Raw genomic sequence first — 13,779 nt, 5'->3', positions numbered from 1 at the left:
CATCACTCATAGCAACACCACATCCGGCAGATTCTGTACGCTGACCTGGCGCATGGTTTCCACAAAATCCAGCAGATAGGCGGCCTGTTTGCGTTCGCTGTGTAGCGCGGCGTGCAGCTCGCTTTTCAGTCCTTGCGCGGTAATCGGTTTGGCCAGTACATAGCCGCGATCCAGATACGATTGCACACTCCAGCGCGGTAGCGCGGCGATGCCACGGCGGCTGGCGACCAGTTGCAGCATGGCGACTGTTAGCTCGGTGGGGCGGCGTTTGGGGTTGATGCCAGCGGGTTTCAGTACTTTGCGCAGCAGATCAAGCATCTCGTCGGGCACCGGATAGGTAATCAGCGTGTCGCTGGCAAAATCGGCAGCTTCCAGATATGGCTTGGCCGCCAGCGTGTGGTCAAGTGCCAGCAGCGCGACCATATCGTAGCTAAAGAGTGGCAGATGCGTCAGCTCGGGCTGTGCCTCGACTTCGGACACAATTGCAATATCGGCGCGATCTTCGTACAGCAGCTGCACTGGGTCGGCGTGAAAGCCCGACACAATATCCAGCTCCACTTCCGGCCAGTGATGGCGAAACTGATCCATCGCCGGCATCAGCCAGTCAAAACAGGTGTGGCATTCCACCGCAATGCGCAGCTGGCCTGCTTGCCCCTCGCGCAGCCGCGCAATATCGCGTTCGGTGGCGGCAATCGCGGGCAGTACTTCCTGTGCCAGTGCCGCGAGTTTTTCGCCTGCTGCGGTGAGCTTGAGCGGGCTGGATTTGCGTGCAAACAGTGGCAGCCCGTAGTGATCTTCTAGTAGGCGTACCTGATGCGAGAGCGCCGATTGCGTTAGGTGCAGGCGTTCTGCGGCGCGCGTCAGGCTGCCTGCTTCGCTAATGGCGGTAATGGTTTTCAGGTGGCGAAGTTCGAGTAGGGATTGCATGCTTATTCCGATTGATTAGTTATTTTCACGTTGATTGCAAAAATAATGAGCTGTAATCATATCGCTGTGCGGCGTACTATGCAAATCACTTTCATGGATGAGGTGTTTTGTAATGAGTACGATTAATGCATTAAGTGGCGTGAATGATCTGGGCGTGAAGGCGCATATTCTGGGCTTTCCGCGCATCGGTGCGCAGCGCGAGCTCAAATTTGCGCTGGAAAAATTCTGGCGTGGCGAAATCGGTGAGGCCGAGTTAGCGCAAACCGGCCAGACGCTGCGCCGTCGTCACTGGGATTGGCAGGCCGCAGCAGGGCTGGATTTTGTCACCGTGGGCGATTTTGCCTGGTACGACCAGATACTGAATACGGCGGCACTACTTGGCGCGATTCCACCGCGTTTCGGCTTTGACGCCCAGGCCCTGAGCCTGCCGCAATATTTCGAACTCGCTCGCGGTAATACCGAGCAGTTTGCGATGGAAATGACCAAGTATTTCGATACCAACTACCACTATCTGGTGCCCGAGCTCAGTCGCCAAACCCGCTTTGACGGGGGGGTGAACTGGTTGTTTGACGAGGTAGCAGACGCGCTGGCGCAAGGCCATCAGGCTAAAGTGGTGCTGCCGGGGCCTTTGACTTTCTTGTGGTTGTCCAAATGCAAGCAGGATGGGTATAGCAAGCTAGAGCTTATTCCCGCTATTGTTGCAGCCTATACCCGTGTTGTTGGTCAGCTGGCGAGTCTGGGCGTGGCGCATCTGCAGCTTGACGAGCCGATTCTGGCTTTGTCGCTACCTGCTGAGTGGGTGAGTGCATTTGAGCCAGTTTATCGCACGCTGGCTTGTGCGGGCGTGCCCATCTTGCTGGCGACGTATTTTGATTCGGTTGCCGAGCACGCTCAATTGCTGGCCGATTTGCCGCTGGCTGGCGTGCATATTGATGCAGTGCGTGCGCCAGACCAGCTCTCGCCGTTTGCCGATGTCTGGGCTGCGCAAAAAACGCCAAAAATACTGTCGGTTGGCATCATTGATGGCCGCAATATCTGGGCTGCAGATCTGGGGCAGGCACTGAGAAAATTGCAAGCTGTGCACGCCAGCCTGGGAGCTGCGCTGTGGATTGCGCCTAGCTGCTCATTGCTGCATACGCCGGTTGATCTGGAACAAGAAACGAAGGAGGCGCAGCTTGATAGCGAGTTGAAATCGTGGCTGGCATTTGCCAAGCAAAAACTGGCTGAATTGAGCATTCTGAAACAAGCGCTCAACGGGCAGGATGTCAGCGCCGAGCTGGCAACAAACCAGGCCGCGCAGCATGCACGTCGCACCTCCCAGCGGATTCATAATCCGGCGGTGGCGGTAAGGCTGGCCAATCTGGATGGGCAGATCGATCAGCGTCTGGCACCGTTTGTGACGCGTCAGGCAGCGCAGCGCGCACGCTTTAATCTGCCAGTGCTGCCAACGACGACGATAGGCTCGTTCCCGCAAACCAAGGAAATTCGCGCTGCGCGGGCGGCATTTAAACGCGGTGAAATTTCGGTTGAGCAGTACGAAGCAGCAATGAAGGCCGAGATCGCGCTGGTGGTGCAAAAGCAGGACCAATTAGGCATTGATGTGCCGGTGCACGGCGAAGCCGAGCGCAACGATATGGTTGAGTATTTTGGCGAGCAGCTGGCGGGCTTTGCATTTACGCAATTTGGCTGGGTGCAAAGCTATGGCAGTCGCTGCGTTAAACCGCCGATCTTGTTCGGTGACGTGTCACGAAATAAGCCAATGACCGTGGCTTGGTCGAGCTACGCGCAAAGCCTGACTACAAAGCCGATGAAAGGCATGCTGACCGGGCCGGTGACGATTTTGCAATGGTCATTCGTACGTGACGATCAGCCGCGCTCGACCACTTGCGATCAGATCGCGCTGGCGATTCGTGATGAGGTGTGTGATCTGGAGGCCGCTGGCATCGGCATTATCCAGATTGACGAACCAGCTTTCCGCGAAGGTTTGCCATTGAAACAAGCCGATTGGGCAGACTATCTGGCTTGGGCTGGGCGTGCTTTCCGGATTTCGGCCTCGGGCGTTGCCAATGACACGCAGATTCACACGCATATGTGCTATTCGGAATTTAACGACATTCTGCCCGCGATTGCGGCGATGGACGCCGATGTGATCACGATTGAAACCAGCCGTTCGGATATGGAATTGCTCGAAGCTTTCGGCCATTTCAGCTATCCAAATGAAATCGGCCCCGGCGTTTACGATATTCACAGCCCGCGCGTGCCGCAGGTGAATGAGATGTTGCGGCTGATCGCCAAAGCGCTCGAAGTCGTTCCGGCTGAGCAACTGTGGATCAATCCCGATTGCGGCCTGAAAACACGCGGTTGGCCGGAAACCGAAGCGGCGCTGGCCAATATGCTGACCGCCACGCATGCAGCACGCGCGGCACTTGCCCAGGGGCAGCGCATTGTGATTGATGCCACACGCGTATTCACTCCAGCGCACACTGGCAGCTGCGCCTGCAACTAGTTGCTGCACTGCGGGGCTATCTCTATCTATAATCAGAACTCAAAGAGAGGGCTGACCCAGAATGAAAGCACCCGCAGTCGCCAGTGATGAAGCGCTACGCATTGCCACCTTGCGCAATTTTTTAATCCTTGATACGCCACCCGAGGAGCGTTTTGATAATTTAACCCGCGTTGCGGCAAGTTTTTTTCGCGTGCCGATAGCGCTGATCAGCTTGGTGGACGTGAACCGGCAGTGGTTTAAATCGGCCTGCGGTCTTGATGCCAGCGAGACCGCGCGCGATATTTCGTTTTGCGGGCATGCTATTTTGCAAAACGACGTCATGATTGTTGAAAATGCCTTGCTGGATAGTCGCTTTGCCGACAATCCGCTGGTCACTGGTGAGCCGCAAATCCGCTTTTATGCGGGCGCGCCGCTGCAGGCTGCCAATGGCTGCAACGTCGGTACGCTGTGCCTGATAGATCGTCAGCCCAGAAGCCTTGCGCCATTTGAAGTTGAAATGCTGCAAGACATGGCCAAGCTGGTGGTGGCTGAGCTGGAAAAACTGCCCGCACGTTAATTTCTGCGTCGCAGTGGCAGTTTTACCACCCGGTATGCGCGTTATTTCTTGTCTTGACGCTGCGCCTTGCGCCCAAAGCCCGGTAAAATCGCGCTATTGGCAATATCAACAAGGTAAAAGGCATGTCGGACGAACTGGTCATCGAAAAAACGCGGCACTGGCTGGAGCAGGCAGTCATCGGGCTTAATTTGTGTCCGTTTGCCAAAGCGGTGTATGTGAAAAACCAGATCCGTTTTGTCGTCTCGCACGCCCGGCATCTGGATGGTTTTCTGGACGATCTGGATCGCGAGCTGGATTTTCTGGCTGGCGTTAGCGCTGATGAAGTCGATACCACGCTGCTGATTCATCCAACGCTGTTTCCTGACTTTGACGTCTTCAACGATTTTCTGACCATTGCCGACGAAGTGGTGGCCGAACACGAGCTGGAAGGCATACTGCAAATTGCTAGCTTTCATCCAGATTTTCAGTTTGCCGATACCGAGCCGGGTGACATCGGCAATTACACCAATCGGGCACCGTTTCCGATTTTGCACTTGCTGCGCGAAGACAGTATCGCCAAGGCGGTTGCGGCCTTTCCCAATCCGGAAAGCATTTTCGAGCGCAATATCGCCACACTGGAAAAAATCGGCCTAAGTGGCTGGCTGGCGCTGGGCTTGTCGCAAGGCAAGGCTTGAGCGTGCTGATGTCTGCCCGACTTCTCAGCTGTTTTATGGCCTTGATATTGCTGGGTTTCGGCTTGTCGGGCTGTAGCAGCACGAATTCTGGCTCGGTGGCTGGAAATACCCGCGTTGCGCCGGGTTTTTACCGGGTGCAGACCGGTGATACGCTGTACCGGATTGCCAAGGCCCACAATCAGTCTGTTGCCAATATTAAAAGCTGGAATCAGTTGAGCGATAACCATATTGCGGTTGGTCAGCTTTTGCGTGTCCGCGCCGATGGCGCAAGCAAGCCGCCAGCCCCAGCAAGCACCAAGTCGCCTGCGAGCAAACCCGCCGCGAGTGCAACCCCCGTACCCAAGGTCAGCTTGTCGCTGGTCTGGCCGCACGCAGGCAATCTGGTCGGCAAATATGCGCCACCGCGCAATAAAGGGATTGATATTGCCGGTAAAGAGGGCGACCCGGTGTTGGCTGCCGCCGACGGCAAGGTGGTGTACGCGGGCGATGGCATCCGCGCCTACGGCAATATGGTGATTGTGCGCCATGCCGGCGAGTATCTGACAACGTATGCGCATAATCAGGCGCTGCTGGTGGCTGAGGGCGCGCAAGTGCGCCAAGGGCAGCCGATTGCCAGAATGGGCAAAAGCGGTACTGATGCGGTGAAGCTGCATTTTGAATTGCGCTTCAAAGGCCAGCCGACCAATCCGCTGGCGCAGCTGCCGGAGCGCTGATCGCCCGTTTGATCTAACAATCGAATAAGGCCACACGCCGCCACAAAATCGTGGCGGGTGTGGCCTTGCGCTTGGTAGCGACAGGCCCGGATAAAGACAGGGCCAGATTATTCGCCGCCCGCACCTTGCTCGGCCAGACGCAATTCTTGCTGTGCGTGCGGGGTGAATGGATGCAGGTGTGAGGCAAACTGGCGGCTGGCAGCGGCCCATGAGTAGCGCTCGGCAAAGCGGCGTACTTCGTCGCGATCAATATGCAGCGCACCAATACACGCTTCGCGCAGGTCTTCATTGAGCGAGCCCGGACCATCCTGACCGATGACATCAATCGGGCCGGTGACAGGGTATGCCGCTACAGGGCAACCGCAGGCCATTGCTTCGAGCAATACCAGGCCAAAAGTATCGGTCTTGCTCGGGAAAACAAACACATCAGCGCTGCTATACACTTCGGCCAGCTCGGTTTGATTGAGCACGCCCAGCCAGTGAATATTGGGCATATCCTTGTATTGTGCTTTGAGCCCCGCTGCGGCCGGGCCATCGCCGACGATCCATTTGCTGCCGGGCAAATCGAGCTCCAGAAATGCCTGCACGTTTTTTTCCACCGCCACGCGGCCGACATACACAAAAATCGGTGAGCGCGAGGCCAGTTTGTCGCGCCGTCCGGGTTTGAACACTTCCAGGTCAACGCCACGCGACCACAGTACAACATTCTTGATGCCGCGTTTTTCCAGGTCTTCCACCACCACGCGTGTCGGCGCCATGACGGCTTGTGCGGAGTTGTGAAAACGCGCCAGCCAGGCATAGGTCCACGATAAAGGAATACCAAAGCGCAGCTGCACATACTCCGGGAAGCGCGAGTGGTAGGCCGTGGTGTAGGGCAGTTTGTGTTTCAGGCAATATTTGCGTGCAGCCAAGCCCAGCGGGCCTTCGGTGGCGATGTGGATTGCATCGGGGGCAAATTCGCTGATGCGCTGCTTGACCTTGCTGCCCGGCAGAATGGACAGGCGAATATCAGGGTAGGTCGGGCAAGGGACGGTCTTGAATTCCAGTGGCGTGAGCAAGTCCACGGTGTGGCCCATTTTTTGTAGTTCGGCGCGCGTTTGTTTGAGAGTGCGTACCACACCATTGACTTGGGGTTCCCAAGCGTCGGTAACGATCAAAATCTTCATGCCGCATTTCCTTTGTTCAATTGAAGGACAGGAGTTAAAGATGGGCTCGGCAATAAAGCTGCTAATTGTTCAGCTTGCTCACCGTAAAGCTTTTGCCAGTTAATAATTTTGAGTTCGCCATTGGGCAGCTCAATCAGTGCGGTCAGGCTCTCCACCCAGTCGCCGTCGTTGCAATACATCACGCCGTTGATTTCGCGCATTTCGGCTTTGTGGATATGGCCGCAGATCACGCCATCAAGCCCGCGGTTTTTGGCCTCGGCGGCGACGGCTTCTTCGAAGTCGGTGACAAAATTGACGGCTTTTTTGACTTTGTGTTTCAGGTATTGCGACAGCGACCAGTAGCCCAGCCCCATGCGGGCGCGGGCGCGGTTAAACCAATGATTTAGCTTGAGTGTGATGCCATACGCCCGATCACCGACAATGGCCAGCCACTTGGCGCACTGCACCACTGCGTCGAATTGATCGCCATGCAGCACCAGATAGCGCTTGCCATTGGCCGTGGTGTGGATGACTTCGTCTTCGATTTTGATTTCGCCAAACATCAGGCCAATAAACTGACGGGCGGCTTCATCGTGGTTGCCGGGAATAAACGTAACCTGGGTGCCTTTGCGTGCTTTACGCAACACTTTCTGGATCACATCGTTATGGCTCTGGTGCCAGTACCAGTTTCTTTTTAAAGCCCAGCCGTCGATAATGTCGCCGACCAGATACAGATGATCACATTCGGTGTGCTTGAGAAAATCCAGCAAATACTCGGCCTGGCAGCCCGAAGTGCCCAAGTGGACATCGGAAATCCAGATGCTGCGAAAGCGTAATTCATTAGCCATAATCGCACTCCGTCGAGGGTGTAAAACCATCTTGCCGCTGTCACATGACAGTAGTGCGACTGAAAAATGAATGAAATATGACAACCCTTGATTTTTAATTGGCGGAACAACAATGGCGATAACAAGTAATCAAAGCAATCCGGGTAATCGTCCGGATTCACCCTGCATCGCCGTGTGCTCAACGGCGCTGGGTGATGAGGTTTGTCGTGGCTGCGGACGCAGCATGCAGGAAGTGGCGATGTGGGTGGCTTTGCCCGCCGAGCAAAAAGAAATCATCTGGCAGCGGCTGGAGCAGCACTGGGCCAGCCGGGGCTTGCCACCACCGTGGCTGGCGCGAGATCGCTAAGGCAAATGAATGGGGGGCGAGTGGCTGATTAATCAATCCTGTTTGAATGTAATCAGATCACCCAGCACGGTTTGCTCGCTCAGCTTGCGCTGTGCTGATGGCGCGTCGTACAGCACCAGCCATTGCTGCTCTTGGCCTGAGGGTAGGGCGGTGATGGCCTCGGCCCGATCTTGCCCGGCACCATAAGGCAGGCTCAGCATTTCGATCGGGCCTGTCTCCCAGAGTACTTCACTCGCGCTGGGGTCGACATTGGCCATCGCTTGCGCTGCGTCCGGCCAACGAAACACCCGAATCGCTCCGTCCAGCGCCATTGTTGGGCCAGCCAGAATGATCAAATCATCGCCCGACCAGTGCAAATCGCGGATGCCCAGCCCGGCCAGATTCAGAAAATGCTTGCGCAGTTTTTCGTCCGACTGCGCAATGTCGTCCAGCCGTAATTCACCCTTTTGTTCCCTGCTGCGGATTTCCAGCAGTCCGGCCCAGCCGCGCAACACAGGGCCGCGCAAACCGAGCAAAATCCGCTCGTCGCACACCGCCAGCCCTTCAATATCAAAACCATTGTCTTTGCCCGGAATGGCCAGATAAGCGCCGTAGTGGCGATCTTTTTTTAGTAGTTTGCTTAAGTCATTCTCAAGGGTATTGCCGCGTAGCCTAGCCGCAGAGAGCCCTTCAGGCGTATGCTTGCTGAGGGTATTTCCATCTTGCACTGCAATCACCGGAATGCGCGCCAGCAGGCAGCGATTGCCGTCGCTGCTGACCGTGGCTAAGCGCTCCAGATTTTTCTTCTCGCTATAGCCCGCACGCGGCGCTTTCCGCTTCAGTCCGTGCGAGCCAACCAGCCACAGATAGCCGCCGTGAAAATCCAGCCCTTCAATGTCCGCTTCGATGTCGGCGGCGTCGGGTAAATCCAGATAGTCAGCCAGCGGAAAGTGAATGCCCTGACCAAAGCGCAATTGTTCTGCACCCAGCTGGGGTAGTGCTTGCAGGCGATCAAGACCGCAGGCTTCATCGCCAGCGACCCAGAGCTCATTCCCGACAAAGGCCGCGCCGGACAGATTGGCGTGGACTAGCAATTCTTCATCAAATTCAAGGCGTACTGCGTGAGGCTCAAGCTGGGTTTTCATGGTGGACTCAGTGTGGTTTACGGGTTGGGGATGACTTCCAGATCGCTCATCGGGTGTTCCATGGTGACGTCGGTTTCGCTGGGGCGACGGGCAAACCAGCGCACTTTTACCACGGCTTCTTTGGCACCCAGCGGCACATACACTTCAAGAACGCGGCCTTTGCGGCCATCGAGTAGCCTGCCAGTGGCGGCAGGATAAATTTGCATCCGGTCGCGGCGGATTTTCACCGTTTGTTTTTCGCTAATCATGGCATGTTCCCGGCATGACGGTTTGTAAACCCATTATTGACTGAAATTACACAAGTCACTGAGCAAAAGTTGCGCCTCAATGCCACCTTGCAAGACGGGGTGGCAAAAACAGACAGCATTTTTCCGAGGCAAGAAAAAGCTCGTCAATCATGACGAGCTCAGATTGATGACCAACCCTACTCGCGAAGCGAGGCTCCCCTCAATGAGGGGACGGGAGGGGCGGGAATAAAACATCAAGGCTGCAGATTCAGTGCCTTGTTTCTAAGGCTCGGTTTTACCGAGACTTAAAAATCGTGATTTTCCACTTTGTCAGCAGCCTGCGCTCGTCAATCATGACGAGCTATAGAGTATAGCCTTGTAGGGCATATTTAATAAAGTCTACAAGCAGATACTACATGCCTGTATACATGGGGCCGCCACCGCCTTCGGGGGTGACCCAGTGGATATTTTGCGCGCTGTCCTTGATGTCACAGGTTTTGCAGTGTAGGCAGTTTTGCGCGTTGATCTGGTATTTTTTCTGTCCGGCCAACTCGACAATTTCATACACGCCTGCCGGGCAATAATGGCATTCGGCCTTGATTTCATGGCTTAAATGCACCGGTGTAATTAGCTCTGCGTTGCGTAGCTGCATATGTACGGGCTGATCGTGCTCGTGCGAGACATTTGCGAGGGTGAGCGAGTCCAGCTTGCCAAAGGTCAGTATGCCATCCGGTTTGGGGTATTTGATCGGGGTACAGTCCGCTTTGAGATAGGCATGATCGGGTAGTTTGCTGCGCAGCGTCCATGGCAGTTTTACGCCGAAACGGGCTAGCCACAGCTCGGTACCAGCGTACATCGTGCCAGTCAGTGTGCCCAGTTTGGCCAGCGCAGGCTTGATGTTGCGCACGCTGTGCAGCTCGGGCAGCACGCCGCTGCTGTCGAGCTGCGTCTGGTAGTCGGCCAGTTTGTCGTTTTCGCGCCCGGCGCTGATTGCTGCGTTCACCGCCTGCGCAGCCGCCATGCCCGATAGCATGGCGTTGTGCACGCCCTTGATGCGCGGAAAATTCAGCAGGCCCGCCGCACAGCCCATCAGTAGGCCGCCGGGGAAGGAGAGCTGCGGTAGTGATTGCCAGCCGCCCTCGGCAATTGCGCGTGCGCCATAGGCGATGCGTTTGCCGCCTTTGAATAACGGGCGAATGCTGGGATGAGTTTTAAAACGCTGCAATTCATCAAATGGCGATAGCGTTGGGTTGCGGTAATTGAGGTGGACCACATAACCGACTGCGACCAGATTATTGGGCAAATGATAGATAAATGCGCCGCCTTGCGCGTCGCTATCGAGTGGCCAGCCCAGCGCGTGCTGCACTTTGCCCAGCTGGTGCTGCTCGGGCGCGATCTGCCAGACTTCTTTAATGCCCAGCCCGTAGTGTTGCGGATCGCTTTGGCTGCGCAGGCCGAAATGCGTTTCCAGCTCGCCGGTCAGCGAGCCGCGCGCACCTTCGCCGATCAGGGTGTATTTGGCCAGAATTTCAATGCCACGCGTGTAGTCGGCTTTGTAGCTGCCGTCCTTGGCAATGCCCATATCGCCGCTGGCTATGCCGCATACCGCGCCTAGCTCATTGTATAAAACCTCGCTGGCGGCAAAGCCGGGGTAGATTTCAACGCCGAGCTTTTCCGCCTCTTGCGCCAGAAAGGCGCACACTTCGCCTAGGCGCACGATGAAACAGCCGTCATTGCGTAGTGGTGGTGGCAGTAAGGCATGCGGCAGGCGGTAGCTGGCATCTTCGTCGAGCACCAGAAATTCATCAGCGCTCACGGGTGTTGCCAGTTGCGGTTGGCGGTTTTGCCAGTCGGGGAGTAATTGATTTAAACCAATAGGGTCAATCACCGCGCCCGACATAATGTGCGCGCCAACTTGCGCGCCTTTTTCCAGAATGCAGACGCTCAGTTCGCTATTGAGCTGCTTGAGCCGGATGGCGGCCGACAAACCGGCTGGCCCTGCACCAACAATGACGACATCGTATTGCATTTGATCGCGATTGCTCATGATTGATCCTATATAGATTTAATGGATATATTTAATTTAATTAATCTGATTTACAGATATTCTACGCCTATATAGAATCCTTGCAAAGTTTAAACACACTGTTCTGCTGCGGCTGCTTGATTCAGCCAGCCTAGGACAGCCTGAGAGGCGAAAATGAAAATATTGGTCGGTATTAAACGGGTTGTGGATTATCAGGTCACGGTCAGACCCGCTGCCGATGGCAAGGGCGTTGAAACTGCAGGCGTCAAAATGAGTATCAACCCTTTTGATGAAAATGCGTTGGAAGCGGCGGTGCGTTTGAAAGAAGCTGGCGTAGCGACAGAAGTGCTGGCGGTGGCCATTGGCAGCGCGGCTAATCAGGATGTACTGCGTCACGCGCTGGCGATGGGCGCAGATCGGGCGCTGCTGGTGGAAACCGATGCTGTGGTGCAGCCTTTGCAAACGGCCAAAATCTACCGCGCACTGGTTGAACGCGAAGCGCCACAGCTGGTGATGACTGGCAAACAGGCGATTGATGATGATGCGGCAGAAACCGCGCAAATGCTGGCCGCCTTGCTGGCCTGGCCACAAGCGACATTTGCTTCGAGCGTGCAGATTAGCGATGGCAAAGCGACAGTAGTGCGCGAAATCGACGGTGGTCAGGAAACCTTGCAACTGGCTTTGCCTGCGGTGATCAGCGCCGATTTGCGTCTAAACGAGCCACGCTTTATTAAGTTGCCCGCGCTGATGATGGCCAAGAAAAAACTGCTGGAAAATATCGCCCTGGCCGAGCTGGGTGATACCGCCGCGCCAAGTCTGACCTTGCTGAATGTGGCTGAGCCGCCACCGCGCAAAGCCGGACGGATTTTGAATAATGTTGCTGAATTAGTTGCTGCCTTGCGCGCAGAGAAGGTGCTGCCATGAGTATTCTTGTGATTGCTGAAATCGATAGCCACGGCATCAAGGCCGCAACGCGTTCTGCCATTACGGCGGCGGGCCAACTGGGGGGCGACGTACATTTATTGTTGGCAGGAAGTGATCTTGAAGGTATTGCTCTGCAAGCCAAATCTATCAAGGGCTTGAGCAAGATACTAGTCGCTGATGCGGCCGAGTACGCCAACGGCATCGCCGAAAATCTCACCCCGCTGCTGGTCAAACTGGCGCCCGGCTACAGCACGGTGCTGGCGGCAGCAACGAGCTTTGGCAAAAACCTGCTGCCACGCGCAGCGGCCTTGCTTGACGCAGCGATGGTGTCGGAAGTCACCCAAATCATCGGCGAGCGCACTTTTGTCCGCCCGATTTATGCCGGCAACCTGAACGCGACGGTGACCGCGCCCGCCGGGCTGGCGCTGATCACCATTCGCCAGACGGTATTTGAAGCCGTGGCGGAAACGGGCGGTGATGGGGCAGTGGAGTCGATCGCAGCGACGGGTGACGCGGGTAAAGCGCAATTTATTTCCCGTGAACTGGCCGTTTCAGATCGCCCCGAGCTAGCGAGCGCCAAAGTGGTGATCTCAGGTGGTCGCTCACTGGGTAGCAAGGAAATATTCCACGACACCTTAGAGCCACTGGCGGCGCAATTGGGCGCGGCCATCGGCGCAACGCGCGCGGCCGTGGACAGCGGCATGGCGCCGAATGACGCGCAAGTCGGGCAGACCGGCACGGTGATTGCGCCTGATTTGTATATTGCTTTTGGCGTCTCGGGCGCAGCCCAGCACGTTGGCGGGATCAAGGACGCCAAAGTGATTGTGGCGGTGAATCATGATGCTGAAGCGCCGATTTTCAAAGTGGCCGATTACGGTCTGGTGGCCGATCTGTTTGACGTTGTACCCGAACTCAGTGCCGCCTTAAAACAATAAATTACCCAAGGTTAAGACCATGTCCAAATTTGCCCATGAAACCATTCTGAGTGTGCGTCACTGGAATGACTCGCTATTTAGCTTCACCACTACGCGCGATGAATCGCTGCGCTTTGAAAATGGTCAGTTTGTCATGATTGGCCTCGAAGTTGACGACAAGCCGCTGGTGCGTGCTTACTCGATTGCCAGCGCCAATTACGAAGAAAACCTGGAGTTTTTCAGTATTAAAGTGCCCAATGGCCCGCTAACCTCTCGCCTGCAGCATTTGCAGGAGGGCGATAAACTGCTGGTGAGCCGCAAGCCTACCGGCACGTTGGTGCTGTCGGATTTAAAGCCGGGTAAAAATCTGTATTACCTCAGCACGGGTACCGGTTTGGCGCCATTTATGAGCCTGATCAAAGACCCGGAAGCGTACGAGCGTTTTGACAAGATCATTCTGGTGCACGGCGTGCGCACGGTGAGCGAGCTGGCTTACTCGCACTACATCGAGCACGAATTGCCGAATAATGAGTTTTTCGGTGATATGGTGCGCGAAAAACTGATTTATTACCCCACCGTGACGCGCGAGCCGTTTCGCAATCAGGGTCGACTGACCGATTTGTTTGAGTCGGGCAAGCTCACCGACGACATCGGCTTGCCGCCGCTGAACCCGGAAACCGACCGCGCCATGCTGTGCGGCAGCCCGGCGATGCTGGAAGACACGTGCAAGATGCTCGACGCCCGCGGCTTTCAGGTCTCCAAACGGATTGGTGAGCCAGGTGATTATGTGATCGAACGCGCTTTTGTCGAGAAATAGACCCCAGAGATCGCTCGCTCAAGCGCAGCTCT

Annotated in this window: 14 protein-coding genes; 8 read left to right on the top strand and 6 right to left on the bottom strand. The window is 55.9% G+C overall.

Annotated elements, in window-relative coordinates; translation table 11 throughout:
- Nucleotides 1-6 precede the first annotated feature (6 nt).
- Entirely contained in the window at nt 7-927 is a 921-nt protein-coding gene (locus ABHF33_RS00410) for a LysR family transcriptional regulator (RefSeq protein ID WP_348945113.1), read from the bottom strand.
- 112 nt (nt 928-1,039) lie between these two features.
- Between ABHF33_RS00410 and metE the strand changes: the two genes are divergently transcribed.
- The 4 genes from metE to ABHF33_RS00390 all read left to right on the top strand — a co-directional run bounded on the left by metE (nt 1,040) and on the right by ABHF33_RS00390 (nt 5,376).
- On the top strand, nt 1,040-3,433 hold the full coding sequence (gene metE, locus ABHF33_RS00405; protein ID WP_348945112.1) for a 5-methyltetrahydropteroyltriglutamate--homocysteine S-methyltransferase: 2,394 nt from the start codon (nt 1,040-1,042) through the stop codon (nt 3,431-3,433).
- Between the two features lie 61 nt (nt 3,434-3,494).
- Entirely contained in the window at nt 3,495-3,989 is a 495-nt protein-coding gene (locus tag ABHF33_RS00400) for a GAF domain-containing protein (RefSeq protein ID WP_348945111.1), read from the top strand.
- Nucleotides 3,990-4,111: 122 nt separating this feature from the next.
- Entirely contained in the window at nt 4,112-4,663 is a 552-nt protein-coding gene (locus ABHF33_RS00395; protein ID WP_348945110.1) for a DUF1415 domain-containing protein, read from the top strand.
- 8 nt (nt 4,664-4,671) lie between these two features.
- On the top strand, nt 4,672-5,376 hold the full coding sequence (locus ABHF33_RS00390) for a peptidoglycan DD-metalloendopeptidase family protein (RefSeq protein ID WP_348945109.1): 705 nt from the start codon (nt 4,672-4,674) through the stop codon (nt 5,374-5,376).
- 107 nt (nt 5,377-5,483) lie between these two features.
- Here the strand turns inward: ABHF33_RS00390 and ABHF33_RS00385 are convergent, their stop codons facing one another.
- Nucleotides 5,484-6,542, bottom strand: coding sequence for a glycosyltransferase family 4 protein (locus tag ABHF33_RS00385; protein ID WP_157314734.1), 1,059 nt, complete (start codon nt 6,540-6,542; stop codon nt 5,484-5,486).
- Nucleotides 6,539-7,369, bottom strand: a complete 831-nt coding sequence (locus ABHF33_RS00380) for a UDP-2,3-diacylglucosamine diphosphatase (RefSeq protein WP_348945108.1) — start codon at nt 7,367-7,369, stop codon at nt 6,539-6,541. The genes ABHF33_RS00385 and ABHF33_RS00380 overlap by 4 nt, the downstream gene beginning before the upstream one ends.
- A 112-nt stretch (nt 7,370-7,481) precedes the next feature.
- On the opposite strand from ABHF33_RS00380, the gene ABHF33_RS00375 reads away from it, so the two are divergent.
- Nucleotides 7,482-7,715, top strand: a complete 234-nt coding sequence (locus ABHF33_RS00375) for a DUF1289 domain-containing protein (protein ID WP_348945107.1) — start codon at nt 7,482-7,484, stop codon at nt 7,713-7,715.
- 32 nt (nt 7,716-7,747) lie between these two features.
- Here ABHF33_RS00375 and ABHF33_RS00370 read toward each other — a convergent pair whose 3' ends face one another.
- From ABHF33_RS00370 to ABHF33_RS00360, 3 genes are all read right to left on the bottom strand, one after another.
- Nucleotides 7,748-8,839: a DUF3616 domain-containing protein gene (locus ABHF33_RS00370; RefSeq protein WP_348945106.1), complete on the bottom strand. Its 1,092-nt coding sequence runs from the start codon at nt 8,837-8,839 to the stop codon at nt 7,748-7,750.
- 17 nt (nt 8,840-8,856) lie between these two features.
- Nucleotides 8,857-9,087: a hypothetical protein gene (locus tag ABHF33_RS00365; protein ID WP_157314738.1), complete on the bottom strand. Its 231-nt coding sequence runs from the start codon at nt 9,085-9,087 to the stop codon at nt 8,857-8,859.
- Between the two features lie 391 nt (nt 9,088-9,478).
- Nucleotides 9,479-11,113 (bottom strand): electron transfer flavoprotein-ubiquinone oxidoreductase, encoded by a 1,635-nt coding sequence (locus ABHF33_RS00360; protein ID WP_348945105.1) that lies wholly within the window; start codon nt 11,111-11,113, stop codon nt 9,479-9,481.
- Between the two features lie 153 nt (nt 11,114-11,266).
- Between ABHF33_RS00360 and ABHF33_RS00355 the strand changes: the two genes are divergently transcribed.
- The 3 genes from ABHF33_RS00355 to ABHF33_RS00345 are packed head-to-tail and all read left to right on the top strand — an operon-like array spanning nt 11,267 to nt 13,747.
- Nucleotides 11,267-12,016 (top strand): electron transfer flavoprotein subunit beta/FixA family protein, encoded by a 750-nt coding sequence (locus ABHF33_RS00355; protein ID WP_348945104.1) that lies wholly within the window; start codon nt 11,267-11,269, stop codon nt 12,014-12,016.
- Nucleotides 12,013-12,951 carry an electron transfer flavoprotein subunit alpha/FixB family protein gene (locus ABHF33_RS00350; protein WP_348945103.1) on the top strand — a complete coding sequence of 313 codons (939 nt, stop codon included), beginning with the start codon at nt 12,013-12,015 and terminating at the stop codon, nt 12,949-12,951. The genes ABHF33_RS00355 and ABHF33_RS00350 overlap by 4 nt, the downstream gene beginning before the upstream one ends.
- 19 nt (nt 12,952-12,970) lie before the next feature.
- Nucleotides 12,971-13,747: a ferredoxin--NADP reductase gene (locus tag ABHF33_RS00345; protein WP_348945102.1), complete on the top strand. Its 777-nt coding sequence runs from the start codon at nt 12,971-12,973 to the stop codon at nt 13,745-13,747.
- The last annotated feature ends 32 nt before the right edge of the window (nt 13,748-13,779 follow it).

The sequence above is a fragment of the Chitinibacter sp. FCG-7 genome, assembly GCF_040047665.1.
In the GTDB taxonomy this organism is placed as follows: domain Bacteria; phylum Pseudomonadota; class Gammaproteobacteria; order Burkholderiales; family Chitinibacteraceae; genus Chitinibacter; species Chitinibacter mangrovi.
The sequence above is the reverse complement of the archived record's forward strand: the minus strand, read 5'-3'. Positions and strand labels throughout refer to the sequence as shown.

What these genes read in the sequence shown, in the direction of transcription:
- ABHF33_RS00410 (WP_348945113.1), bottom strand. Translation starts at nt 927, where the DNA reads ATGCAATCCCTACTCGAACTTCGCCACCTGAAAACCATTACCGCCATT.
- metE (WP_348945112.1), top strand. Translation starts at nt 1,040, where the DNA reads ATGAGTACGATTAATGCATTAAGTGGCGTGAATGATCTGGGCGTGAAG.
- ABHF33_RS00400 (WP_348945111.1), top strand. Translation starts at nt 3,495, where the DNA reads ATGAAAGCACCCGCAGTCGCCAGTGATGAAGCGCTACGCATTGCCACC.
- ABHF33_RS00395 (WP_348945110.1), top strand. Translation starts at nt 4,112, where the DNA reads ATGTCGGACGAACTGGTCATCGAAAAAACGCGGCACTGGCTGGAGCAG.
- ABHF33_RS00390 (WP_348945109.1), top strand. Translation starts at nt 4,672, where the DNA reads ATGTCTGCCCGACTTCTCAGCTGTTTTATGGCCTTGATATTGCTGGGT.
- ABHF33_RS00385 (WP_157314734.1), bottom strand. Translation starts at nt 6,542, where the DNA reads ATGAAGATTTTGATCGTTACCGACGCTTGGGAACCCCAAGTCAATGGT.
- ABHF33_RS00380 (WP_348945108.1), bottom strand. Translation starts at nt 7,369, where the DNA reads ATGGCTAATGAATTACGCTTTCGCAGCATCTGGATTTCCGATGTCCAC.
- ABHF33_RS00375 (WP_348945107.1), top strand. Translation starts at nt 7,482, where the DNA reads ATGGCGATAACAAGTAATCAAAGCAATCCGGGTAATCGTCCGGATTCA.
- ABHF33_RS00370 (WP_348945106.1), bottom strand. Translation starts at nt 8,839, where the DNA reads ATGAAAACCCAGCTTGAGCCTCACGCAGTACGCCTTGAATTTGATGAA.
- ABHF33_RS00365 (WP_157314738.1), bottom strand. Translation starts at nt 9,087, where the DNA reads ATGATTAGCGAAAAACAAACGGTGAAAATCCGCCGCGACCGGATGCAA.
- ABHF33_RS00360 (WP_348945105.1), bottom strand. Translation starts at nt 11,113, where the DNA reads ATGAGCAATCGCGATCAAATGCAATACGATGTCGTCATTGTTGGTGCA.
- ABHF33_RS00355 (WP_348945104.1), top strand. Translation starts at nt 11,267, where the DNA reads ATGAAAATATTGGTCGGTATTAAACGGGTTGTGGATTATCAGGTCACG.
- ABHF33_RS00350 (WP_348945103.1), top strand. Translation starts at nt 12,013, where the DNA reads ATGAGTATTCTTGTGATTGCTGAAATCGATAGCCACGGCATCAAGGCC.
- ABHF33_RS00345 (WP_348945102.1), top strand. Translation starts at nt 12,971, where the DNA reads ATGTCCAAATTTGCCCATGAAACCATTCTGAGTGTGCGTCACTGGAAT.